The 23,857-nt window shown below is 39.2% G+C and carries 18 protein-coding genes, 1 other RNA gene and 1 pseudogene; 16 read left to right on the top strand and 4 right to left on the bottom strand.

From position 1 onward, the window contains the following. Positions 1 to 16: 16 nt before the first annotated feature. The 3 genes from accA (at position 17) to H5163_RS09110 (ending at position 2,732) form a co-directional block, all read left to right on the top strand. Entirely contained in the window at positions 17 to 973 is a 957-nt protein-coding gene (gene accA, locus H5163_RS09120) for an acetyl-CoA carboxylase carboxyl transferase subunit alpha (RefSeq protein WP_145240508.1), read from the top strand. 107 nt (positions 974 to 1,080) lie between these two features. Further along, a complete protein-coding gene (tilS, locus tag H5163_RS09115) occupies positions 1,081 to 2,388 on the top strand; it encodes a tRNA lysidine(34) synthetase TilS (RefSeq protein WP_182734970.1) in 1,308 nt (435 codons plus the stop codon). Then, the gene (locus tag H5163_RS09110) at positions 2,385 to 2,732 is read left to right on the top strand and encodes a hypothetical protein (RefSeq protein WP_182734969.1); all 348 of its coding nucleotides are present in this window, start codon (positions 2,385 to 2,387) and stop codon (positions 2,730 to 2,732) included. The genes tilS and H5163_RS09110 overlap by 4 nt, the downstream gene beginning before the upstream one ends. A 47-nt stretch (positions 2,733 to 2,779) precedes the next feature. On the opposite strand, the gene H5163_RS09105 is transcribed toward H5163_RS09110, so the two are convergent. Next, positions 2,780 to 3,676, bottom strand: a complete 897-nt coding sequence (locus tag H5163_RS09105; protein ID WP_145240514.1) for a GGDEF domain-containing protein — start codon at positions 3,674 to 3,676, stop codon at positions 2,780 to 2,782. A gap of 150 nt (positions 3,677 to 3,826) precedes the next feature. On the opposite strand from H5163_RS09105, the gene H5163_RS09100 reads away from it, so the two are divergent. Further along, the gene (locus tag H5163_RS09100; protein ID WP_182734968.1) at positions 3,827 to 5,803 is read left to right on the top strand and encodes a cation:proton antiporter; all 1,977 of its coding nucleotides are present in this window, start codon (positions 3,827 to 3,829) and stop codon (positions 5,801 to 5,803) included. 14 nt (positions 5,804 to 5,817) lie between these two features. On the opposite strand, the gene H5163_RS09095 is transcribed toward H5163_RS09100, so the two are convergent. Next, positions 5,818 to 6,963 (bottom strand): patatin-like phospholipase family protein, encoded by a 1,146-nt coding sequence (locus H5163_RS09095; RefSeq protein ID WP_182734967.1) that lies wholly within the window; start codon positions 6,961 to 6,963, stop codon positions 5,818 to 5,820. Between the two features lie 184 nt (positions 6,964 to 7,147). On the opposite strand from H5163_RS09095, the gene H5163_RS09090 reads away from it, so the two are divergent. Both H5163_RS09090 and ffs read left to right on the top strand, forming a co-directional pair. Further along, on the top strand, positions 7,148 to 8,023 hold the full coding sequence (locus tag H5163_RS09090; protein WP_145240520.1) for a DUF3014 domain-containing protein: 876 nt from the start codon (positions 7,148 to 7,150) through the stop codon (positions 8,021 to 8,023). Positions 8,024 to 8,163: 140 nt separating this feature from the next. Then, an RNA gene (gene ffs / locus H5163_RS09085) (signal recognition particle sRNA small type) lies at positions 8,164 to 8,260 on the top strand. A 188-nt stretch (positions 8,261 to 8,448) separates the two neighbouring features. Here the strand turns inward: ffs and H5163_RS09080 are convergent. Next, positions 8,449 to 8,652 carry a hypothetical protein gene (locus tag H5163_RS09080; protein ID WP_182734982.1) on the bottom strand — a complete coding sequence of 68 codons (204 nt, stop codon included), beginning with the start codon at positions 8,650 to 8,652 and terminating at the stop codon, positions 8,449 to 8,451. 329 nt (positions 8,653 to 8,981) lie between these two features. On the opposite strand from H5163_RS09080, the gene H5163_RS09075 reads away from it, so the two are divergent. The 8 genes and pseudogenes from H5163_RS09075 to H5163_RS21300 all read left to right on the top strand — a co-directional run. Further along, positions 8,982 to 9,554 carry a hypothetical protein gene (locus H5163_RS09075; protein WP_182734966.1) on the top strand — a complete coding sequence of 191 codons (573 nt, stop codon included), beginning with the start codon at positions 8,982 to 8,984 and terminating at the stop codon, positions 9,552 to 9,554. A 127-nt stretch (positions 9,555 to 9,681) separates the two neighbouring features. Next, positions 9,682 to 10,086 carry a hypothetical protein gene (locus H5163_RS09070; protein WP_182734965.1) on the top strand — a complete coding sequence of 135 codons (405 nt, stop codon included), beginning with the start codon at positions 9,682 to 9,684 and terminating at the stop codon, positions 10,084 to 10,086. A gap of 157 nt (positions 10,087 to 10,243) precedes the next feature. After that, positions 10,244 to 10,843 carry a hypothetical protein gene (locus H5163_RS09065; RefSeq protein WP_182734964.1) on the top strand — a complete coding sequence of 200 codons (600 nt, stop codon included), beginning with the start codon at positions 10,244 to 10,246 and terminating at the stop codon, positions 10,841 to 10,843. Positions 10,844 to 11,279: 436 nt separating this feature from the next. Then, entirely contained in the window at positions 11,280 to 11,876 is a 597-nt protein-coding gene (locus tag H5163_RS09060; protein ID WP_182734963.1) for a hypothetical protein, read from the top strand. Between the two features lie 291 nt (positions 11,877 to 12,167). Beyond that, positions 12,168 to 12,584: a hypothetical protein gene (locus H5163_RS09055; RefSeq protein ID WP_182734962.1), complete on the top strand. Its 417-nt coding sequence runs from the start codon at positions 12,168 to 12,170 to the stop codon at positions 12,582 to 12,584. Positions 12,585 to 12,706: 122 nt separating this feature from the next. Further along, a complete protein-coding gene (locus tag H5163_RS09050; protein ID WP_182734961.1) occupies positions 12,707 to 13,321 on the top strand; it encodes a hypothetical protein in 615 nt (204 codons plus the stop codon). Positions 13,322 to 13,993: 672 nt separating this feature from the next. Beyond that, a complete protein-coding gene (locus H5163_RS09045; protein WP_182734960.1) occupies positions 13,994 to 14,776 on the top strand; it encodes a GNAT family N-acetyltransferase in 783 nt (260 codons plus the stop codon). Between the two features lie 174 nt (positions 14,777 to 14,950). After that, a pseudogene (locus tag H5163_RS21300) lies at positions 14,951 to 15,082 on the top strand (alpha-amylase family glycosyl hydrolase); the annotation flags it as partial. Positions 15,083 to 15,979: 897 nt separating this feature from the next. Here H5163_RS21300 and H5163_RS09035 read toward each other — a convergent pair. Beyond that, positions 15,980 to 19,432 (bottom strand): hypothetical protein, encoded by a 3,453-nt coding sequence (locus H5163_RS09035; protein ID WP_182734958.1) that lies wholly within the window; start codon positions 19,430 to 19,432, stop codon positions 15,980 to 15,982. 320 nt (positions 19,433 to 19,752) lie between these two features. Between H5163_RS09035 and H5163_RS09030 the strand changes: the two genes are divergently transcribed. After that, positions 19,753 to 20,670 carry a carbohydrate kinase gene (locus H5163_RS09030; RefSeq protein WP_182734957.1) on the top strand — a complete coding sequence of 306 codons (918 nt, stop codon included), beginning with the start codon at positions 19,753 to 19,755 and terminating at the stop codon, positions 20,668 to 20,670. Between the two features lie 231 nt (positions 20,671 to 20,901). Further along, positions 20,902 to 23,841, top strand: coding sequence for a SusC/RagA family TonB-linked outer membrane protein (locus H5163_RS09025; RefSeq protein WP_182734956.1), 2,940 nt, complete (start codon positions 20,902 to 20,904; stop codon positions 23,839 to 23,841). Positions 23,842 to 23,857 lie beyond the last annotated feature (16 nt).

Raw genomic sequence — 23,857 nt, 5'->3', positions numbered from 1 at the left:
TTAGGTAGTTTAGAGCATGAGCCTCAATTATCTTGATTTTGAGCTTCCAATCGCAGAGTTAGAAGCAAAAATTGAAGAGTTACAAAATATAAGCCGCGCTGGCGATTTAGACCTTGAGTTAGAAGAGGAAGTCAGTCGATTAAAAGAGAAAAGCGCTAAAATGAAAGAGGAAATATTCTCTAAATTAGGTGCTTGGCAGGTTTCTCAGTTAGCCCGTCATCCGTTGCGTCCTTATACTCGAGATTATATCGAGCGTATTTTCACGGAATTTGACGAGTTTGCTGGCGATCGTACTTTTGCGAATGATCCGGCAATTTTAGGCGGTGTTGCACGCTTTGAAGGTCAACCAGTGATGGTTATTGGCCAACAAAAAGGCCGTGACACAGCTGAAAAAATTAAACGCAACTTTGGTATGCCAAAGCCTGAAGGTTACCGTAAAGCATTACGCTTAATGGAAATGGCAGAGCGTTTTAAAATGCCAATTATGACCTTTATCGACACCCCAGGTGCATACCCTGGTGTTGGCGCTGAAGAGCGAGGCCAATCTGAAGCAATCGCACGTAACCTTAAAGTGATGGCAGCATTAAAAGTGCCAACAATTTGTACGGTTATTGGTGAAGGTGGCTCAGGTGGTGCTCTAGCCATTGGTGTAGGTGATCGCGTTAACATGTTGCAGTACAGTACTTACTCGGTGATTTCACCAGAAGGTTGTGCATCAATTTTGTGGAAGAGCGCTGATAAAGCCCCTCTTGCTGCAGAAGCGATGGGTGTAACCGCTGAGCGTGTTAAAGAGCTTGATTTGATCAACAGCTTAGTTGAAGAGCCATTAGGTGGCGCACACCGTAACTACGAAGGTATGGCGCGTAACCTGAAAAATCAACTTAAGCGCGATTTAGCTGATTTACAAGCTCTGTCACTGGATGAGATGCTTGATCAACGCTATAAACGTTTAATGTCGTTTGGCTATTGTTAAGATAAACAAAACAACCAAATTGATGAAAAAAAGCCGCTATTGCGGCTTTTTTGTTTTAGAATGCTTTGGAGCTTGGAGCACTACTAAATTTAAGTTGATGGTTACTCATGCAAACAACATCGTTATACCAACAAGTAAAAAATGCCATTACGCCTTATACCGATGAGCACAAAACCGCATTTACGGTAGCGCTCTCTGGTGGTGTGGATTCGGTGGTATTACTGCATATAATGAATGCGCTAAAAGCTGAAATACCGCAACTGCAATTAAGCGCAGTTTATGTTAATCATGGTTTAAGTCAGTATGGCGACGATTGGCAGCATTTTTGCGAAAAACTATGTGCAATAGTAAAAGTTCCTTTTTACTCGGCTCAGGTAAAAATCACCAATAAATCACGCACGAGTCTAGAAGAGCTCGCCCGCGATGCTCGGTATCAGGCACTTGATCAGCATAGCCCAAGCGGCAGTATTATTTTGCTAGGGCAGCACTTAAATGATCAACTAGAAACGTTCTTATTGAGACTAAAACGGGGCTCAGGATTACAAGGCTTAGCATCGATGCGGCAAACTCGCACCTTGAGTTCTGGGCGAGAATGTTTAAGGCCACTGCTGAACACCACACGACACAGTATTGAACAATTTGCTACCGAGTTTAAGCTTGAGCATATTACCGATGATTCAAATACGGATGAGCGCTTTGATCGCAACTTTATTCGTCAGCAAATAGTGCCTCTATTAAGTGAACGATTTACCGGCTTTGAGAAAAGCGCAGCGCGCAGTGTTAACCTTCTTCAACAGCAGCAAGATGTACTTGATGAATACACTCAGTTAGATTTAAGGCAATGCCAAAACACCCAGCAAGGGTTAAGTTGTTTACAGCTAGCAAATTTTAGCGCTGCGCGCCAAGCAAATGTTTTGCGTTGTTGGCTTGGACAATTTACGACGCTTATGCCATCACAACAACAAACTCAGCAAATACTTACACAAGGTTTAACAGCAAAAGCTGATGCGCAGCTACTTATTCAGTTAACGGATGGGCAAGTTCGCCGGCATCAAAAATTTTTATATTTTGTACGTGAAACAACCGTTCCTGACAGCCAATCACTAACTGCTCAAAACCAGTTACTTTCAGATGGTCGTACCCTAATACAATTATCAGGTATAGGAGTTAGAAAACCATTGCTTGATGAACACGTTTCTGTCCAGTTTAATTGTCCACAGGCGCGTATTAAACCGCTTAAAAAACCGGGTCACAACAGCATTAAACATTGGTTTAAAGATGCAAAAGTAGCGCCATGGTTACGTGCTAATGTGCCACTTATTTTTTATAATGAGCAATTAGTTTATGTCGTAGGGCATTTTATAAGTGCAGAACACGCCGATGAAAAAGGTATATTTTGGGAGATAAAAACATGACAACGTCACAGCCACACGTTGGTTTATCACTAGTCAATAAAGCACCGTTAGGGCTAATAGTTACAGCCGTTATAGCGGGCATTGCCACGGTAATGTTTGAGCTTGAGCTATTAACGTTAGCGTATTCGGTTTTAGGTGGTTTGGTGTGTGCAATTATTTTAATTGCGTACTGGTTAGGTAAAGGTGGACTATTTTTTATTGTTGGGGTGAGTATTCCATTATTAATGGTCATTGTTGTACCACTAACCAGCATGGCTGCTTTGTTATACCTAATTAGTGGTTTCTTTTTTGGTTTTTGCTTAGCACTATTAGGTTATAAGTTATTAGCCAAGTCAGATAATTAGTATAATTATAAAAGAAAGCCTAGTGGGGGAACTAGGCTTACCTTTAATTAATACGCTTTAGCGCAGTTACGCCCTGATGCTTTGGCCTTGTATAAACCTTTATCGGCGCGGGCAAAAATCTCATTCTCACAATCTTTGCTGTTTGCCAAAGTAAATCCAATGCTGGTGGTGACTTCATATTGTTTCATTAAACTTGACTGAGTCACTAACTGCATTACTCGCTGAGCAATCACTTTATTTGTGGTAAATTCAGGATCATCGATTAATACTGCAAACTCATCACCACCAAAACGAAATACAGAATCAGTCCCGCGAATACTACTGCATAAAACGTTGGCAAACTCTTGTAATACGTCATCGCCAATTTTATGACCGTAGCTATCATTAACTTGTTTAAAGTTATCTAAATCTAACAACATTAGACTAAATGGACGATGATGGCGGCGAAAACGCTCTAATTTCTGAGCCAAAATAGCATCAAACTGACTACGATTATTAAGTCCTGTTAAAGTGTCTTTAGTAGCTAGCTTTAGCACGCGGCTATACATTAATGCATTACGTAATGGATAAACCAATACGCTGTGTAAGCCAACTAACTTTTGCTTGATACTTCCCGAAAGCGGGTATTGGCAAAAATAGATAAGCTGCCCTAAATGTTCATTATTTATGTCTAAATTAAATGAATATGGCGGTTTACTATTATCACTATTAGGGATTTGTGCCACTCCAAGAGACGACTGAAACTGCAAGCCTGAAAAATTTATGATTTGTTTTGCATGCTCAGCATAAATCGTTAATAGCTCTTCTATATTTAACGTTGTTTGCAGTTTTTCGAGCAAACTATGAATAGCAGCAGGTTCATTATTACGGTAATGCTCTGCCGAAAACGGCAGAAACTCGCCACGTGCCGAGATGCGCTGCGTCAAAATATGGACATTTTCCATGGTTTTCTCCCCCTAGGAGTTTGTTATTACTTTTCTAAGCGATTTTTGTGCCACTATTCCAAACTGGCTGAAAAACAGATAGTTGCTATAGTTAACTCTTAAGTAGCTAAAATTTTGACGGTATGGCAACAGTATAAATAGGAGGTTTATTTGCAAAGTGTATTGGCTCAAATATTTGGCTTATTACTGGCTGCTGTGGTGCTGGTATGGTTATTTAAGCGCATTGGCTTACCGCCGATCCTTGCCTACCTTGCTACTGGCTTATTAGCGGGTAGTCATGGCATTGGCTGGATGGCGCAAAGTCATGAAATACATTTTGTAGCTGAGCTTGGTATTGTATTTTTATTATTTAGTTTAGGGCTGGAGTTTTCTGTTGGCCGCTTAATGGCAATGCGCAATATTGTATTTGGCTTGGGCACGTTGCAAGTAATTGTCACAAGTATTGTGTTTATGCTGATTTTATTGTTGATGGATTTGTCTTTGTTGAGCAGTTTCACTATTGCGACATTAATGGCGCTGTCATCAACAGCGGTGGTGGTTAAATTACTTAAAGAAACCGGCGAACTTAAACAGCGGCGAGGGCAGCTCGCTATCGGAATGTTATTATTTCAAGATATTGCGGTGGTGCCGTTACTGATTACTTTACCTTTACTGGTCCAAAGCAGTGATACTGAAGGCATTGCCTGGGCCCTGACTTTCGCTTTAACTAAAGGCGCATTTGTATGTTTGTTGTTATGGATGATAGGCAAGTGGGTATTGCCAAAAGTCTTTAGCGAAGTTGCATTAATGCGCACCGATGAATTGTTTGTTTTGACCACCTTAGTGGTTGCCTTATTTGCCGCAGGCTTAACGTATTTATTTGGCTTATCGATGGCGCTGGGCGCATTTTTAGCAGGAATGATGCTCGGCGAAAGCCAGTACAGACATCAATTAGAAGCTGATATTCGACCATTTCGCGATATTTTAATGGGCCTATTTTTTGTCACTGTCGGTATGCAGCTCGATATTTTATATGTGTTTGGCGTATGGTATTGGATAGTGGCTGCATTAGCGCTAATGCTAGTATTAAAAATTGGTGTTATTACTTTTTTAGCGCAACTGATGGGCGAGCGAAAACAAGATGCAATTGCAGCAGGCATCATGCTATGGCAAATGGGCGAGTTTGGTTTTGTATTAATTGCGCTTGCTACTAAACACCAATTATTAGCTTTAGATCACGCCTCATTTTTAATTGCTATTGCAGTCATGTCGATGGGCTTAACGCCTTATTTAATAGAATCGACGCCTTGGTTATTAAAACAACTTGGGGTATTAAAAAATCCCAACGGTGAGTGGCAGCAACAGCCTAATAGTAGCACCTTGTATCAAAACCATGTAGTGATCTGTGGGTTCTCTCGGGTTGGGCAAACTATTGCGCGGTTTTTAAAGCCAGAAGCAATAGAGTACGTTGCTGTTGAAAGTAACCCAATACTAGTTCAAGAGGCCAAAGCAGCTGGAGAGCCCGTTATTTTTGGTCATGTAAAACAAAAAGATATTTTAAAATCAGCAGGAGTCGAACGAGCTCGACTAGTGATCATTACTTTCACCGATTTTGAACATGCGCAAATCGTGATCGATGCGATAAAGCAAATAGCTCCTGACGTGAAAATACTGGTACGCATGCGCGATGATAGTCATCTCGAAGCACTCAAAGAGCTTGGCGTGACTGAGGTGGTGCCAGAAACACTGGAAGCGAGCTTAATGTTAGTGTCGCACGTGTTGTCTATGTCGGGCGTGCCGATGTCGCGTATTGTCAGGCGGGTTAGCAAAGAGCGGCGTAATCGTTACCAATTTTTACATGGTTTTTTTGCTGGAGATCAATTTGATAGTGAAGAAAACAACGCCGAGCGGCTTGAGTATTTACACGTTATGGCACTGCCAGAAAACGCCTTTGCGGTTGCTAAAAATATTAATGAATTAAATCTCGAAAAACGTAAAGTATCAGTGCGAGCATTACGACGCAAAGACCGTGAAATTGATAGTCCATCGCTGCACACTGTTTTACTCGCCGGAGATATTCTTGTACTTCAAGGTAAACCTCGACGAGTAGAGCGGGTAGAGTGCTATTTACTCGATGGTACGGATTAGTGAATAGTTAACTGTTAATCGAGCTCTAAAAATTCGCGTATCTGTGGCAGTTTCTCTAAACCATCTTTATAACCAATTTCAATCAAATGCTGGGTATAGCGTTTTTCAAACAATAAGTAACTGGTTAAACTCGATTGAGAACGTTTTTTAACCCCGATCATGCGCAGTAATATTTTAATGGCTAAAGGCATATCACTGTAATAGTTTGCAGCAATGGCATTAAAGTTTTCTGATGGATTGATCACAAAACTTTGTATTTGCTTTAATTCTTGGTGTTTATCACGCCCAGGTAATAAACCTAAAGTTCGGTTAATTCGTTCAAGGCGCTCAAGATCTGACTGTAAGGTGTCGGTAAACACACTGTCTAGCAAATGGCCCGCAATCGAGGATAACCCTGGGAAGTGAGGTAGATAACCCGGCGGATGAGCTTCTTTGGGCTGATCAACACCAATAATAAATATTTTTTCAGCGCCTAAATGGACACATGGACTCAGTGGCGATAATTGGTGAATAGAGCCATCACCAAAGTAGTGGTTGTATACATTTACGCTCGGAAACACCATAGGAATTGCACTGGACGCCATTAAATGTTCAACGTTAATACGTGCCGCTTGGCCTTCGCGTTTAGCGCGCCGCCAAGGTGACTGTGTATTAGATTGAAAAAACGCCACAGAATCACCCGTGGTATAGCTTGATGCGGTGATTGACAGCGCATCTAAATAATTACGGTGTAAATTACGCTCAATGCGAGTTAAATCTAAAATTTCATTAAGTAAATTACGTAAAGGCTGATTATTCAACAAGCTCGCTGGTGGATGATTAATATGTTCAGATTGAAAACTAGTCAGCATGTTACGCATTAAATGGCCAAACACGCTGATAAAATCACTTTTATATACCATTGAGGTAGAAAAGCTTTTCCAAACAGATTCCAGTTTACGTACCGCCAAATGGGTGCATGAAGCATAGCTTGCTAGCGCAGCTGAATTGATCGCTCCGGCAGATGTACCATTAATAATAGTAAATGGCAGCGGGGCGGTACGCGGCATACTTTGCGCGAGCGCTTTAAGAACCCCAACTTGGTAAGCGGCACGTGCACCACCACCGGTCAGTAACAGAGCAACTTTAGGTTTGTTTTTATCGATTTGCTTGATTTTCATAGTTGAGTTTCGTCGTTGCAATTAAGCGGTTAAGCGTCTTTACTTTATTTATTAACTGTAAGTCTTTAAGCTAGAAGAATCAAAGGATACCTTAGCTACGTTAATAATTATTAGTGTAGGCTATGAATTAAATCCATTTAGGGTACTCTTACTGTTATCGCATTTTAATATTTATGGAGTTCGTATGTCAGATCAACCATCAGCGTCAGATGTTCAAAAACGTCCACCGAATAATAACCTTTTATTTGCAGGCATCATTTTAATTATTATCATTATTGCTGCAGCGTTTGTGTTATTAAACTCAAGTGATGAGTCACAAACAGCAACTGAAGTTGAGCAACCCGTAGCAGAGCGCCCCATGATGGAGCTAAAACCAGAGAACGATCCGGTTGTTAATGCCCCATCTGTTAATCCTGAAAAGCCTGCTGATTTAGCCGTGCCAACACCACGCCCAGTAGAGCCTGAGCCGCAAGTAGAACCACTACCTACTCTTGATGAAAGCGATCCTGTCGTTGTTGCTAAGTTAGACGAATACTTAGGTGATGCAGCTATGAGTTTGGTTATAAACGACGATGTTATTCGTCGCGGTGTGGTATTTATAGATAATCTTGCCAAAGGTAAAATTGCGCAAAAACACACTCCCGTTATTAAGTTAGAAGAAGGCTTTAGTGTAGTAGAGGGTGATATTCTTACCATTGATCCAAACAGCTATGAGCGTTATACCCCTTATGTAAAAATCTTTACTAGCATGAGTGCAGCACAAATCGTACGTTTATACGATGAGTACAAACCACTTATCAATGATGCGTATACAGAAATTGGCTATCAAGGTGATGCGTTTAATCAAACACTTACTGACGCCATAGAATTGCTGCTAGATACCCCAGAGCCAAAAGGGGATATGCCACTGTTACGTGATTCAGTAACTTATCAATATGCTTACTCAGAATGGGAACGCCTACCGGCTGCACAAAAACAACTGCTACGCATGGGCCCTGAAAACATGAAAAAAATAAAAGCTGTACTACGTAACGTAAAAAAAGAGTTAGATAATCAATAATCTTACTTAAATCGTTTAAAAAACAGTGCGATTGTATGTTTAACATGCAATCGCACTTTCTTTTTGTGTTTCCCCTTGAATAACACAGCAAAAGTAGAGATAATCCCTCCCGCGCCAACCAAGGCCCTCAATGGTAGTCTTATTGGTCCTCTCGCAACACTAGCAGGCGAACCTGGTCAGGCCCGGAAGGGAGCAGCCACAGTTTGTGACGTGTGTGCCGAGATGTGGCTGGTAAGACTGCCACCCAAATTCCTCATTTGGGTGTTGTTTGAAGTATAAGTTGACATATTTGTACTAAAAGATGGCATAAATTGGAAGTATAAGGTGGCATAGTTTAGTATTTAACCAAATGGTTAGGTGGTTGACTCACATGTACAGAAGAAAACTCAAACACCCCGTGTTAAAAACCTCCATAAATTTGCTAGTCAAAAAAATAAATCTACCTGTTTAGTTGAATCCTCTTGAATATCCCAACGTAACTCAAGACTAAACTTCTCAACATTGTTAATACCTAAACCACGATGAATTAATTCAATTTCATCTAAAGGGCTTGAGCTTAAATTAACTTTTCCATTGCTGAGCATCTCTACAAATTTATGATTAGCACTAGGTTGAATATCGCTAGGCATACATACCTTAAAGCCAAATAAAAGTTATATTTAATAATCGCACTCCTGCTATCCAGCTGATAGTCGGGTTAGAGCGATAACCGGACACTGAAAAAGTTGAATTTTTTCCTACTTTTTTGAGTTGGAGCCTAATTTTGTCCAATAACATTATTAAACGGCGTTTTGGTGCAAAATAACAAGAACAATTCCTAGCTATTTTAATTACTTGTTTACAAAGGTAATTTTTGGTGAAATTATCAGGGTGTGTAATACACGCCGTTTTGGTGTGTTATAAACCACCACAATGGTGTTCAATAAGCTGCTATGTTTTTATTCTGAAAGGTTCACTTATGGATGCAATATCAAAAGAAGTATCGGCTCTTGAAAGCCATTTGGGGTTACCAAGTGGTTTTTATGATGCGTTGTTAGCGGAGGATGATTGGTCTTTTGTTATTAAGTTAAGTGCACTTTTTGAAGCCGCAAGTGGGCAAGCTCTTGGGGCTAAACTCCAACATCCAGAAATCGAAAATGAACTTTCTTATCTTGAGCAATCCAAAAAAATCTCTTTAATTACTAAACTAAACATTATTAAAAAAGATCAATCCACTTTCTTAATTAAGCTTTCTGAATTAAGGAATAAGCTTGTACACAATATCAGCGAAGTAACGTTTGATTTTGACGTTTTCACTTCTAAGTTTGATAAAAGTGCAAAAAGATCTTTTGCTAATGTGTACGGGCATGGAATCCATGAAAATTTCACTGTGGATGATGTATCCCTTAATAGAACAGACTTTACTGTTGAGAATCCGAAAATGGCGATGTGGATAACCGCTCAAGAGATTTTGGCTTGCTTACATGCTTACATGCTGACATTGCAAGTAGCGCTGACATTAGAAAAATTAATGAAATTGGTCAAGAGTTAGTCCAAAAAATAACAAGACACTTAAACGGGTGAAGTTAAACTAAAACAGTTAGTTAGGTTTCGCTTCGTTACATATTATAACTAACAATTTTAATCCGCTTAGTGCGGCGTTATGTTACATGGAGAGTATGGTGATTCAAATTCAAAAAGTAGTAATTATTACGGCAATCTTTTTATCTTCCTGTTCATACGTGACAAGCGAGAAAGACGTGGAGCGCAGATATAAAAATGCAGGCTCACTGAGTGGAACTGCATTGGCTTGCAAAAATAACTTGCAAATTGTTAACACTTCAAAAGCACTCGAAATGTTTATTTCTAAGCAAGAGTTAGCTAAACATTTTACCAAAGAAAAACTAGATTATTTTCTAGCTGCTCACGATAGGGTTGCAATGGAAACATGGCAAAACTTGGAAGATATAAATTTAAAAATGGGGAAACCTCATAAAGTATGCAAAAGCCCTGACTTTATTAAAAATACCGTTAAAAGTTTGTATCGCTGTATTCGTATGGGTGAGGCTACTTATTGTCTCTAGCGAGGTAACATAACAAAGCACTTCAAAGGGCTAAAACATCTGGCTGTGCTCGTGCCTCGCTATTTTAGCCATCAATTTTTAGCTTCTGAGTGATGAGTTATACGAATCGTAGACAATATGCACAGCATTCATTCAAAGCACCTTTAATGGAATATAAATGCCAAAAACAATAGATACGACAGTGCAGGATTGGGCTTCTAAGTTTATGGAAGAATCCAATGATGAAGATCAGCTTATATTACCTGCTTCCATTCAGCCTATGGAGCTTGCAAAATATATTTCTTCATTAGCAAATTCCAATGGCGGCAATATATTGCTGGGAGCTTATTCTCATGAAGGTTATAGTTCAGGTTTTCAAAATGTTGATGATAAGTTAGTAGAACAATCGCGAAGTTTGCTAGATGGCGTGGATTTTGAAGTCAGCTTAGATAAAGCAAGGTTTCAAAGTATTTACTTGTTAAGAGTTAGTAAAAGTGAATCGTTAGCTTTCGCAGATGGTAGCCCTTATGCATTAAAAAATGGAAAACCAGTGCTCATTTCTGAAAGGCAGGTTATTGAAAAGTTGGGGCTGGGAGTGGATTCATCATTAATTAATATGATTTCAGAGCAAATAACTAAACAATCCAGTAAGGTTGATAGTTTAAGTGCAGAGCTAAAAGAAAAAAGCAAAATAAAAAACCAAGTTCCTGGCCTGCTAGCTGGTGCAATCTTGGGATGGTTATCTTCGACTATTTTAAATGTGCTGTTTGGCCTTTGAACTAAGGTGCTAAATTCGTATAACAAAGTCATAAACGCGGACAAAAACTTGTTGGCTGTTACGCTTCGCTTCATATTTTAGCCAATAATTTTTTGCTGGTTACAACGACGTAAAAACCAAAGGGGTCAATCTTGACTTCAGATATTATACTCCTTACCGTCCGCAATTGGCACTTTTGCGAAGTTCGGCTGAGAGCAAGAAGCGGAAGTTGGGGGTGAACAAATAATCTTGTTAATTGGCTATTTATTGCTTACTGTGGTGATTCAAACAAATGGGCTACGCGCTCAAGTTGTTTGCTGTAGTTTTGCTCATATATGATAGAAAATTTATTGATAGTAATATTTGTTTCAACTATGAAAAGTATAAATGTGAGCAAGGTGTCAGCAGAAGTATAAGCGTTCGCTCGCAACTAACTCGTTGGTGATAAAGGATAAATATGGATAAATTAGCATTCACTATTTTTGGCGCGTTATTTTCACTTTTTCTTGTTCCTATGGTTGAAAAGAAGAAGGCTGAGTTTCAGTGTAAAAAAGATCTTGAAATGATGTTTATCGAGCTAGGTGATTTACAATCTGAACTTACTTGCCATATTGAATCGTATTTTAAATTTCTATTAAAAATCAGGCAAGAACCTGAGTTGACCAATAGCTTGGCAATCCCTATTCCTCTTTCAAGAGATATTAATGTCGATATCTTAATTGAACTTTATAAGAATTTAGCTTTAGTGCTTTCCCGAGACCAGCGTTTAGTTGTTAAAAGGGTGCCAAGAAACATAACTTTAATAATGTCCCATGCCCAAACTGCGGTGAGCAAATTGGTGGATAGCGACGAATATTGTATTCAATCGATAAAAAATACAATTAAACTTTCTTGTAAATTAGTGCACGAGCTAAATAGCATAAATGAACAAAGAGAACGTTATGTAGACATTTACTTAGACTCACAAGGTGCAATGGAGCCTGTATTAAAAAGCATGGGTTTTACAGAAGAGCAACTTAATATATCTACAATTAGGGAGACTCACTTCGTTTAAATTATAGCAGGCCAATAGTTGCTTTTTGAGCACGCGTTATTAATGTCTGGTATTGGCACTTTTGCGAAGTTCGGCTGTGAGCGAGAACCGGACATTCAGGTGAGTTGTCATTAACTTAATAAGAGTCAGAGACACTTTCTTCTTTTTTACATGTTTATATGAGTTACAGAAAGCATAATATTTATAGCTGGCAATCACTTATACTATTTGCTATTAATGTAAGTTCATTAAATAAGGACGTTTTCGCGCTAAAATAGGGAAAGTGTCCTCTGATAAAGTTGTTAAGTGTCCATGATGGATAGAGCAATCTACGAAGAAGTATTAGAAATTTCTTGTGAGCTAGTAAATGCTTCAGGAGATGATGATACGAAGAGTTTTTGGGAAAATTACCAGAAGCTTAAATCTATCTGTGAGAAACATGAAGGACTAGAAACTGATCATCCATTACAGTGGGAAGCGCTTGGCGATTTCACAAGAGATGATACAGTATCAATTACCATCTATGAGAAAGCCCTTAAACTTGCAATAAAGAAACAAGTTAAGGAATATGAGGCTTCTATTAATTTCGCAATAGCTGAGAGACATCAATCAATAGGCAATAATGATGAGTCTAAAAGTTTTGCTCACATGGCTAATGAGTTAGCAACGCAAACTAATGACTTAGATTTGCGCAAAGAAATAAGCGAATTTTTACTAAATGTCACGTGACACACTTAACAAGCGCCTGCACATGACCTCCGGCCACCGTCACCTTTTTTGCGGTGTAACTGCAAAAAAGGCGCCATTGGCTTCCGGCAAGTGAGGGGGGCGTTATTTCACAGGAGGTGAAATTGAACATCGATACATTACTACTCTTTTTTGGTGGTCAAACAGTTGTATTAATTGCCTTAATTGCGTTTCTGGGAAAGGTGTGGGTAAATCGTATAAACTCCCGTGAAACTGTTAAATCTAATCAATTGCTTGCAAAATTACGGGCAGAGTTACAAAACAACCTTTCTAGACTATCAGAACGAAATGAAAGTGTCGTGCACACTCATAAGCATCTAATTGAACTCGAGTATGGTCATTACCAGAAAATATGGGAAGCACTAACAAGAATTTCTCCGCTATTTGAGTCAGTTGAGAAGAAACTTCTGTCCAGTGAAGAAATCCTAATTACTGCGAATGAGCTACATGAAGCTCGCACCTCATTAGGTTATACGCTTACCTCTGCATATCCATTTATAAATAAATCTATCTATGATGCAGCCTTTTTGGCACTAGAACTTTCAACGAAGGCTTCTGGTTGTTTGTGGGAAAACGAAAAAAAGATTAAACCTGAAAGCGCGTTGCATGAGAGCCTAAATGAATTTAAGTCCTATGCTCACGAGTTTCAAACTTACATCAAACATACAGCCAAAGGTATTAAAGTTAGGACTTCTGCAATGGTCGAGTTTAGTGATTAAAAAGTGACATAATAAGTAACTATGGATGGGACGCTTAAAGCTTGGCAGGCACTCATTCTTCGCTAATTTTAGCTAAACTTAATAGACTCATATTACTGCGTTTACCAATGACCGCAATTGGCACATAGCAGCCAACTAAACTTGGCAGTATTTTTATGGGATTGACCTCATAAAGCCTGTATTTGGTAACTTTATGGCATTATATGCTTCAATTTTATGCCAAGTTACACTTTACTTACGGCGCTGTAGCCCAGTAAAAACGTATGTTATTATGCCAGCTTATGCTTCAAACAACATCCGCTCCATGTTTGAGTATTTAAGTAATGAATCATATTCTGAAATTTTAGAGTCAGAAAGGCTTTGAATTCTATTAGTTTGGTATTTCACTAAGGACTCTAAATAGCGTTCGACTTCATTGTCTCCCATTGAGGCGGGGTGTGAGCCGTGAACCAGGCACTTTAATAGAGAATTTGGGGGAGGTGATCTTTTGCGAAGCAGAAGAGATATCATAAAATGGAGTCAAGTTTGCGCCTTTGGTAGCGTTCTTAATTGGAGCAATTACTAATAGATATAAAATAGTGATCACCTTTATTTAAAGGTGATTCCATCATTTGGTCGGAGCGGTTGGTTGACAGCTGTTTTAGCCAAATTAATATAATAAGAGAGATAAATATGGGGCAGCTAAACCATAATCAGAAAGATAATTTTGATAATCTTCCGCTGCTTAAGGCAACGGAAGCATCAGTTGAAGTTGCGAAATATTGGCAGGCTCTATTTGCTACAGGTGATGATGTGTTAACCACTTCTAGTATTGAGGTACGTAGCAATACTAAGTTAGAGGCAGAAGAACGGTTTATGCTTTTGGGCACAGTTACTGGGCCGGATAAGGCAATAATGCTACCTGAAATTGCAGCTCAATTACCGTGTTTAAATCGTACTCAGTCTGTTAATTTATCACAATTACGCAGTGAGCTGGCTAAGGCAGGATTGATTCTGCATAGCGCAGATTACATTTTTTACTTTAGCGCCACACAGAAGCTAACACTTGCTCCTGATGTCGCAGTGCGTCAGCTTAACCAAGATGATGCCGCCGATTTTTCTGAGTTTCAACGTCAATGTTCTGAGTCCGAACTCGATAATGCTTCCGTCGAGCTCGATGACTGGATGGTTTACGGTTTATTTAATGATGGCCGCTTAGTTTGTATCGCGAGTGCTTATCACGGAGAGAACGATAAGATGGCTGATATTGGAGTCATTACGTTGCCGACTGAACGGGGAAAAAGTTATGCAACTAGAGTTGTTCGAGCGATGAGTCATGATATTTGCGCGCAAAATCTTGAACCGCAGTATCGTTGCCAACAGGATAATGAGGCTTCAATCTCAGTGGCAAAATCAGTGGGTTTAGCATTATATTGCACTTGGGAACCGCTGTCGCCAAACAGTGACATTGATTGATCAGACCATTTATCGTCATTTTAATTTATATACATATCAACAAGAGAGATTATTAGTGTGATTATTAAGAAAATTGCAGTTATTGATGGTGGCTACGAGTAAAAAAGGACAGGCACATTTTTTGCAAAAATCATAGTATCAACCACTGTCATTACATACAGTGGTTGATGTATTATGACTCGCGCAAGAAAAAAGCTTATTGATTTAGCATCGACATTTTATTATCACTTAATCTCACGATGCGTGAGACGTGCATTCTTGTGTGGTTATGATAAATACACAGGTAAAAACTTTGATCACCGTAGGACGTGATTACCTTACCATCAGGTGAAAAGAAGTCATCTATTTATAGGCAAATAAATGTTAGTGGACACGATGGAACTTTTGTTTGGCCTTTTGATTACTATTTTGATCTAGACTACGAAGTTGAGCCGGGGAAATGGGATATAAGAGTTTTTTCTGAAGGTAACTTAATTAATTCATCTGATTTCATGGTAATAGATAGTGAGTAAAGCGGTTATAACGCATATGAGCCTAACTCTATCAATAGGCACTAGTGTTTTTTTTGACCGTTTTTATAAATTGACGGTCAATTCAAAATCAACTCTAATTCAATAAACAAATTCGTTTACTTCGTCTGTTGGTGGGGCAGTTAAGCAAGTAGCTTACGGCAAACACATATAGGCGCGTTACGCAGTAATCGATTATTGCGATCTCATCGCAGCCAGGTTTTTCCCATATCCTTTTGGGGTAGCTGGGGCACTACGACTAAATGGATTTAGAAGGTAGAGCGAAGCAGGATGCCAGAGCCGAGACATTCATCGGTTAACCTCATCATGGCACTATTCAAGGCGCTGGTTTCATTATTGGTAAAAGCATGAGCAGTTGACCTTGCGCGGACAAACGAAAGTGAATGCACAATTATCCTGACACAGGGGGAGCACCACAGCATCTAACATGCACTTTTTATTAGTAGGAAGTGCAATGGGCGGTTCATCTCCCATACAAAATGTGTTTATTGTTTTCAAAAAATAATTATGGTGGGTGTCAATGTATTTCAATGTTGGCCAAAACTAGTCGATCGTTACATGGTTAGTGCCTTACTGATATGGGCCGCAAATCAGCAAAGCAAAATTTTTCATGGCATTACAATATAGGAATTAAACCTCAGAGGCTCTAGTTGCAAACCTCTGAGGTAGTTTATTAAGGGTTTACTGCCTCAGAGAAGCGTGACATTTCACTTACGTTGAGTGTACCTTGTTTACTATAGATGCCTACTTGGCGTTTATCTAAGTCATAAAGCCTAAAGGTTAGCGCTCTAAAATCATTGATATATGCGGTACCAAAGCCACTTTCTGGTTGTAAAAGAAGATCCACGGTTACCCCTTGTTGTAAATTGATAGGAACAGTAACTTGTGAGTCGATTCGACTTTCTGAAGTAGGTGCAGATTGCTCACCCAGTACCGCAGGTAATGCTGCTGCCCTGAATTCATCAGCTAGAAGGTAAGCTAAGCTGTTGTCTGAGCCATCGTCATTATGAAGATCAATAAACTGTATAAAGGCTGTTTTCCCTATGAATTCTTCAACATCCCAGGTTGCCCATTGCATTGTTAGTTTATTATTCTCATCGGGTTGTGTATTTTTACCAGATTGGCTACGTACAACTTTACCGTCCACTATAAGCACAACTGCAGTTGCTTTAGGGTGGTCAAACTGATTTGAACCCCCACCTATCTTGAAATTAATATATTGCTGTGAGATTACAAATGACGGGCTATCCATTTTTCCTGTTGCTGAGTAACCTATCCACCCTAATGCAGTTCCATCTTCATCATAGCCATCTGCAAAGCTGGAAAAAACTCGTTCGCCAACGTTGTTGTTTACATCGGCCCCCCACCAACCTCCATCTAGTTTAGAGAAGTCTCCAGTTAGATTATTAAAACCGTGGGCTTGGAGGGTGTTATAACCGCCGCAGCAAAATTCAAAACCAGCTATATGCTGAGTCAGGTCTTCCTCTCGATTGAATAGAGGTTTGCCTTCTAGTTCAGGTGTGAGGGTGATGTTAGAGTTTGATTGAGTAAGTGAATCGCCGAAGTAAAAAGTAGCTGTTTCTGTGGCTGTGTTTATTTCTATACTAGCCGTTTGCGTAGTCTCTTCATAAGCGGGAAATATCAGACCAAATCGGTTGTCGGTATCTTCACTCGAAATACTAAAGTGAAGACGGTTGATTTTATTGTTACTACCTAGTAATACTTGATCACCTGGTGAGACTAATAGTGAATTATCATTATTGGTTTGTGCTGATTGGGTTTGTGCATTTTCATCTATTGGTGTTGCTAATGCGCTTAAGTATTGCTCAGGAATTGATACCGCTAGTTCTCCCGATTCTGTCATTGATACTTGATGAATTGCTAAGTCACCACCAAAATCAGCACTGCCTATATTTGAGCGGGTATTTTTATGGGCGACCCAACCAAACATCAGGGTTTGAGTAGGGGAGCTTGCAGTTCTTCCTGCGTAGTAAAATTCTCCATCTAGTGAAGGGTATCGACCAGGTACCCATGTGTCTTCATTCTTTACTAAATATTTTACATCGCGCTCATTATTATTTTGATCAGAGTAAATTATTGCTTGTCCGTTATTGAAGCTCACCCAATCAGGAACCTCAAAGTTAAGTGGTTTGTTTGCAGTATAAATCGGCTCTTGCGCTTCCCAAGTTTTGAGATCGCTCGAAGTATAAAGAGCAATAGCTGCATCTGCGTTATATCGACTAGTTAATAACATCCAATAGTTGTTGCTTTGTTTGTTATAAAAAACGTCAGGATCACGAAAGTCAAAGTCGCTATATGATCCTGTACCACTGAATGTGCTATTAACTTGTTTTTCCCATTTAGTCAGCGTGTTATCTGTTGCTTTTGCATGCATAACTGCTTCGACAGGAGAAAAATCGAGATTGTGTCCTGAGTAAAATAAATGAGCTACATTGTCTTTATCTTTAATAACACTACCAGATCCGGTCCATTGGTCTTGTGTTTGTGCATCTCCCGTCGCTTCTAGAACACGTTGTGGGAATGTACCATTAATTAGATCTGTGGTTCGGGTTAGATACCAATCATGAAATGCGGTATCAATTAAATAATAAATATAAAACTCACCGTTTAAAAATACAGGGTTAGGGTCTGCCATCGTTAATGGTAAAGGTATCGTGTGTTGATCCAGTTGGGTGACAATACTTTCACTCGACGGGTCAACGGCTGCATACTCTGATAATTTAAATTCATCAGCCATAATAAATGCAAGTGCAGTTTCGTCTGCAGTGTCATCCTGATCAATGATTTCAATAACAGCTGTTTCACCGATTAAGCTATTAACATCCCAAGTAAACCAATCGAGCTTATCTGATTGCCCGTTACCTGTGGCATGCCTGACAATTTTGCCATTTATTCGCAGGACAATTGCTGTCGCTTTTTCAGTATCAAATGGGTTTGTACCACCACCAATTAGAAAGTTTACATAGTCATGTGTAATCGTGAATGGGGGCGAAGAAAGTGTGCCGGTAGCTTCGTTACCAATCCAGCCTAATTGGCTCCCATCTGCTAAAAAACCATCGGCGCGGCTAGAAAAAACTCTCTCACCAACATGGTTTGTGATGTCTGCAGCCCACCAACCACCATCTAATTTGGCCATATCGCCAGTTGCTCTAAAGTCATGGTTTGCGTAGGTATTAAACTTACCGCAACAAAATTCAAAACCCGCAATATTTTGCTCAGCATTTGATACACGAGTGAATGCGGCTTGGCCAGTACTAGCAGGTGCGGTGGTTTTTTTTATTTTCTTTATCAACTTACTATTTTGACTAGGAACTTTGGCTGCACTGTCGGCTTGGCGAATTTCGTCGACTAATAAATATGGTAAGTCAGTATCTGAATTATCATCAGCATGATGGTCAATAAATTTAATTTGCCCTTCTTGAGAGCTAAACTCGCTGACATCCCATGTTTGCCAATCAACTTGCATTGCAGTATTGCTTCCACTTGCTTGACGAACTATCTTATTATCAACAACAAGTGCAATTGCGGTTGTATTTGCGTCTGTTATGCCATTATTGCCACCACCAATTAAAAAATTGATATAGTTTGATTGTATTGTAAATTTAGGACTTATCATCGAACCTGTAGCGGAAAAGCCTAGTTGCCCAAGTGCTTCACCTTCTAAATCAAAGCCATCCGCAAAGCTCGAAAATACGCGCTCACCTAAATGACCTGAAATATCTGCAGCCCAAAAACCACCATCAAATTTAGAAAAATCACCTGTTAATTTATCAAACCCATGAGCTTGAAAGGTGTTATTACCACCACAACAAAACTCAAAGCCAGATAGTACTTGCTCTGTATTTTCAGGGTTGTAAAATAATGGTTGACCTTCGCTTTCAGGGTTGGAAGTTATTGGAATGTCATCTGTATTTGGTTCATCATCACTGTCGCTTTCATCTTTATTAATAACGTCAGCAGCGGTTTGTCCTTCTTCTAGAATGATCAGTTTGTAATCATCTTCTTGTTGGTTTTTGTGATCACCAGAGCAGGCTGTCGTTAAAGATATAAGTAACGCGAGCCCCGTTTTTTTCCAGCAAAGTGCTATGTCTTGCTTTGTTTTCATGCTTATTCCTCCACAACTATTATTGTTGTGTTTGTGTGTGTTTAAGTTATTGAATATATTGGTTAAAAACTTTATTTCCTTAACTTTTCTTATTGTTACAGAGTAATACTTTTAAAATAAACAACGTTGTCTTTTTTTAAGGTAGATGTTATCTTTATTTTTTGCAACATGTATTTTACACAATGGCTGTAATTGTGTATTTAAATACAACTTTTACTATTCGTGGCCATTTCTCCCTGATTTATCTAGAGGATATTGTTACGAATTTATAGTGTGAAAATTTATTTGGAAATGGTCTAAATAATAAAGGGAGTAACTCGGTGAGTATTGTAATAAGCAGCAAAAAGGCTGAAGAAATTAATTTAACATGTTTTGGAGAGGTACTGTGGGATTGCTTTGAGTCCGGTATGCGTTTAGGTGGTGCTCCTTTAAACATGTGCTTTCGTTTTAATTCACTAGGCCTGAAGGCACATATGATAAGTGCTGTTGGTAATGACAAATTAGGTGAAGCACTACTATCTGAGATTGAGCAAAAAGGGCTCTCTAAAGAGTTTATTTATGTTCATGAGTCTAAGCCAACGAGTGTGGTTGAAGTGAAGCTTGATCAGAGCGGATCGGCCAATTATCAGATTGTGCTTGATACTGCATGGGACAATATAAGTTTATCGCAACGAGTTATAGATAAGGTGCAAAGTGCAGATGTGTTTGTATTTGGTAGTTTAATTGCTCGAACAGAAAGCTCTATGAGTTCATTAGATCAACTTTTAGATTTGGCAAAATTTAAAGTGTTTGATGTAAATTTACGTGCACCTCACTATCAGTTAGAAAGCTTAATTAAGTTGATGAATAAAGCTGACTTTATCAAGCTCAATGATGAAGAGCTATATGAAATAGCAAAAGGAATGGGGTGTAAATACCATTCATTAGAGCAAAACTTAGCATTTATAGCAAAGCAAACCAACACAGAGTTTTTGTGCGTGACGAAAGGAAACCATGGTGCTTTATTATCGATTAAAGGTAAAAACTACTATAACTCAGGCTACCTGATCGATGTTGTGGATACTGTTGGTGCAGGGGATTCGTTTTTGGGGGCTTTAATTTATCAACTGTGCATTCAAAACGATCCGCAACAGGCAATTGATTTTGCTTGTGCTGCCGGAGCTATGGTTGCTCAGCAGTCAGGGGCAACACCAGATATAACGTATCAGCAAATCCTAGAATTTATTGAACCATGTTAGCGTATAGTGTTGTATTTCAAGTTATACATATTTTTAACAAAATATTTTGTTATTTATATTGAATAGATGTTTTTTTAATGTTAAAAAGACAACGTTGTTTATTTTTATTGGGCCTGCCAAGCTAAACAACAAAATGTAAAAAGATATTTTTTTTGCACTAAAAAGACAACGTTGTTAATTTGACTGATGAAATCAACATTAAAAAATAAAATTAAAATGAGGACACACACAATGCTCAGATTTAGGAAAAACCAGCTTGCTGCGAGTGTTAGTACATTATTGTTAGGCTGTTGGCTGCCATCCAACAGCTTCGCCGCTGAACAACTGCAAGAAGAAGAGTCGGCCAAGATTGGTATTGAAGTTATTGAAGTTTCATATGGTTATGGAAGTGTTAAAAAACAAGATTTAACAGGCGCAGTGAGTACGGTTGACCTTGAAGATTTAGTAGACCAGCCTTCAGGCAATATAATGCAAAACTTGCAAGGGAGGGTGCCAGGTCTACAAATTACAACGAATGGTTCACCTGACTCTACTGCGACGGTACGAATACGTGGTCAAGGCTTAGGGCCACTTGGAAATAACGATCCATTATATGTTATTGATGGCGTACCAACTAAATCTGGAATGCATGAACTTAATAGCCATGATATTGCTGATATACAGGTGCTAAGAGATGCGGCAGCTGCAAGTATTTTTGGTGCTCGCTCTGGTAATGGAGTCATTATTATCACAACCAAAAAAGGGAATGAAGGGCTGGATTTCAATTTTTCAGTTAATCAATCTCAAGATGCCTATAGCTATGACCTAAATCCGCTAAATACCAAACAACGTGGGCAGGTTGTATGGCAGGCTGCTGTTAACGATGGTTCAGATCCAAGTGCAGCGAGCCCATTATATAGCTATGATTGGAATGGTGACTACAATAACCCACAGCTAAACTCAGTAATATTGCCCACGTATACCGATCCTCAACAAGTTCAGCGTCCTGCTGACACTAACTGGTTTGATGAGGTCACTCGTACAGCTAAGGTCACTGATCTTAACTTTTCAGTTTCAGGTGGTTCTGAGAACGCCTCTATTTATAGTTCATTAGGTTACTTTAATTCAGAAGGTGTTGTTGATGGTTCTGAATTTGAACGCATTAGTTTTAGGGTCAATTCTGATTACCAACTAACAGATAAATTAAAAATAGGTGAAAATTTCACTGTAACCAATCAAGAGTCAAACCTAATCAATGCTAGAGCTGGTGAAATATTGGGTTTGGCTATAGAGCAACAATCTATCGTTCCTGTGTACAACGAGGTAGGTGGCTGGGGAGGACCGGTTCCTGGCGTAACTGACCGAGATAACCCTGTCAGAATTATCGAAATGAACCGTGATAATGTTAGTAGGTTCAATAAATTAATGGGAAATATTTTTGTTGAATATGAAGCAATAGAGGACTTAACGTTAAAAAGCTCTATCGGTTTAGACTACGGGCAATATTACTTCAGAAACTATACCCGTGCTTTTCAAGCAGGCTCACTAAATTATGGTGATCAGCTATCAGTGACAGAAAATTGGAATAGTAGTTTTAGCTGGACTAATACCGCCGAATATAAGCTTGATTTAAACGAAAATCATTTTACGTTTTTGCTCGGTACAGAACAAATAGATTATGAGTATGAAGGGTCTGTTGGTTTTGGTTCAGGTTTTGCGTCTGATGATCGTGATTACGCACATTTATCACAAGCAACAGGTGATGTTCGTGTAGAAGGGGATGGTGATAAATGGTCTCTTAATTCTTATTTTGCGCGTATGGACTATAACTTTGATGACCGCTATTTAGCAGGCTTAACAATACGTCGTGATGGCTCATCTCGTTTTGGTAGTAATAATAGTTATGGAAATTTCCCAGCTATCTCTGCAGGTTGGGTGATCAGCAATGAATCATTCTATGATATTGAATTTTTATCTACCTTAAAGCTTCGTGCTAGTTGGGGCAAAACGGGTAATCAAGAGATACCTACCGATGCAACATACACAACGTATTTAAGTCGTTATGCAACACAGTCATTATTCACTGATCGGCAAGATGAAGGGACCGCTTATGATATAGGCGGTGCTAATGGCGGCACGCTTCCATCTGGGTTTGTAAAAGCACAAACAGGGAATGATGACCTAAAGTGGGAAACATCAACGCAAACAAACATTGGTCTTGATTTTGGTATGCGTTACGAAACCATATACGGCAGTATCGATTGGTTTGAAAAAACCACAGAAGATATTTTAACGTTAACCAATCCGCTTGCAACATTGGGCGAAGGTGCTCAGCAATGGGTTAATGGTGGCACAATTGAAAACTCTGGTTTTGAGTTTCTTATTGGATACGCCGACTATCTTACTTTTGATAGCTTAGATGGTGATATCGATGTCGATATTAGCTTTAACATTTCTTCGGCTAAAAATAAGGTTGTTTCGTTACCTGGAGACGTTGTGAATTCATTTGGTGGCAATGGTGTTGATAAAACGATTGTTGGTCATTCTATTAACTCTGTTTATGGTTATGTCGCTGATGGGTTATTCCAAAATCAAGATGAAATAGATGCTCACGCAGCGCAATCTGGGGCCGGTTTAGGTCGAGTTCGCTGGAAAGATTTAGACGGTAATGGCGTGATTGATGAAAACGATCAAAGCTTTTTCACCGATACTGATCCTGACTTTATGTATGGATTGAACATGAATTTCAAATACAAAAATTGGGATTTCAATATGTTCTGGCAAGGTGTTCAGGGAGGTGAGATACGTAATAGCTGGCGTGGGTTTACTGACTTTACATCATTAAATATAGGTTCTAACTACGGTGATCGCGTTCTTGATGCATGGTCAGTTAATAATACTGACAGTAATGTACCGGCATTAACTTTAATCGATAACAATGGTGAAGGCCGTCAATCAAGTTTGTTTTGGGAAGATGGTAGCTACCTCAAGCTTCGCAACTTATCTATCGGTTATACACCTGATGAACAGTGGTTAAATCAATACGGTATTAGTTCTGCACGAATTTATTTGCAGGGCAGTAACTTATTGACCATTACGCCATCGGGGACGCTAAGCCAAGATCCAGAAACTCCAAACGGCAACTTCCCAATTCCAAAACGTATCACGTTAGGCGTGAACCTTTCTTTTTGATTTATTAAAACGACAA

Source organism: Pseudoalteromonas sp. SG44-8, from assembly GCF_014164125.1.
GTDB lineage: Bacteria > Pseudomonadota > Gammaproteobacteria > Enterobacterales > Alteromonadaceae > Pseudoalteromonas > Pseudoalteromonas rhizosphaerae.
The sequence above is the reverse complement of the archived record's forward strand: the minus strand, read 5'-3'. Positions and strand labels throughout refer to the sequence as shown.

Excerpts from the sequence above, each read along its gene's own strand:
- accA (WP_145240508.1), top strand. The coding sequence starts at position 17 with ATGAGCCTCAATTATCTTGATTTTGAGCTTCCAATCGCAGAGTTAGAA.
- tilS (WP_182734970.1), top strand. The coding sequence starts at position 1,081 with ATGCAAACAACATCGTTATACCAACAAGTAAAAAATGCCATTACGCCT.
- H5163_RS09110 (WP_182734969.1), top strand. The coding sequence starts at position 2,385 with ATGACAACGTCACAGCCACACGTTGGTTTATCACTAGTCAATAAAGCA.
- H5163_RS09105 (WP_145240514.1), bottom strand. The coding sequence starts at position 3,676 with ATGGAAAATGTCCATATTTTGACGCAGCGCATCTCGGCACGTGGCGAG.
- H5163_RS09095 (WP_182734967.1), bottom strand. The coding sequence starts at position 6,963 with ATGAAAATCAAGCAAATCGATAAAAACAAACCTAAAGTTGCTCTGTTA.
- H5163_RS09090 (WP_145240520.1), top strand. The coding sequence starts at position 7,148 with ATGTCAGATCAACCATCAGCGTCAGATGTTCAAAAACGTCCACCGAAT.
- H5163_RS09080 (WP_182734982.1), bottom strand. The coding sequence starts at position 8,652 with ATGCCTAGCGATATTCAACCTAGTGCTAATCATAAATTTGTAGAGATG.
- H5163_RS09075 (WP_182734966.1), top strand. The coding sequence starts at position 8,982 with ATGGATGCAATATCAAAAGAAGTATCGGCTCTTGAAAGCCATTTGGGG.
- H5163_RS09070 (WP_182734965.1), top strand. The coding sequence starts at position 9,682 with ATGGTGATTCAAATTCAAAAAGTAGTAATTATTACGGCAATCTTTTTA.
- H5163_RS09065 (WP_182734964.1), top strand. The coding sequence starts at position 10,244 with ATGCCAAAAACAATAGATACGACAGTGCAGGATTGGGCTTCTAAGTTT.
- H5163_RS09060 (WP_182734963.1), top strand. The coding sequence starts at position 11,280 with ATGGATAAATTAGCATTCACTATTTTTGGCGCGTTATTTTCACTTTTT.
- H5163_RS09055 (WP_182734962.1), top strand. The coding sequence starts at position 12,168 with ATGATGGATAGAGCAATCTACGAAGAAGTATTAGAAATTTCTTGTGAG.
- H5163_RS09045 (WP_182734960.1), top strand. The coding sequence starts at position 13,994 with ATGGGGCAGCTAAACCATAATCAGAAAGATAATTTTGATAATCTTCCG.
- H5163_RS09035 (WP_182734958.1), bottom strand. The coding sequence starts at position 19,432 with ATGAAAACAAAGCAAGACATAGCACTTTGCTGGAAAAAAACGGGGCTC.
- H5163_RS09025 (WP_182734956.1), top strand. The coding sequence starts at position 20,902 with ATGCTCAGATTTAGGAAAAACCAGCTTGCTGCGAGTGTTAGTACATTA.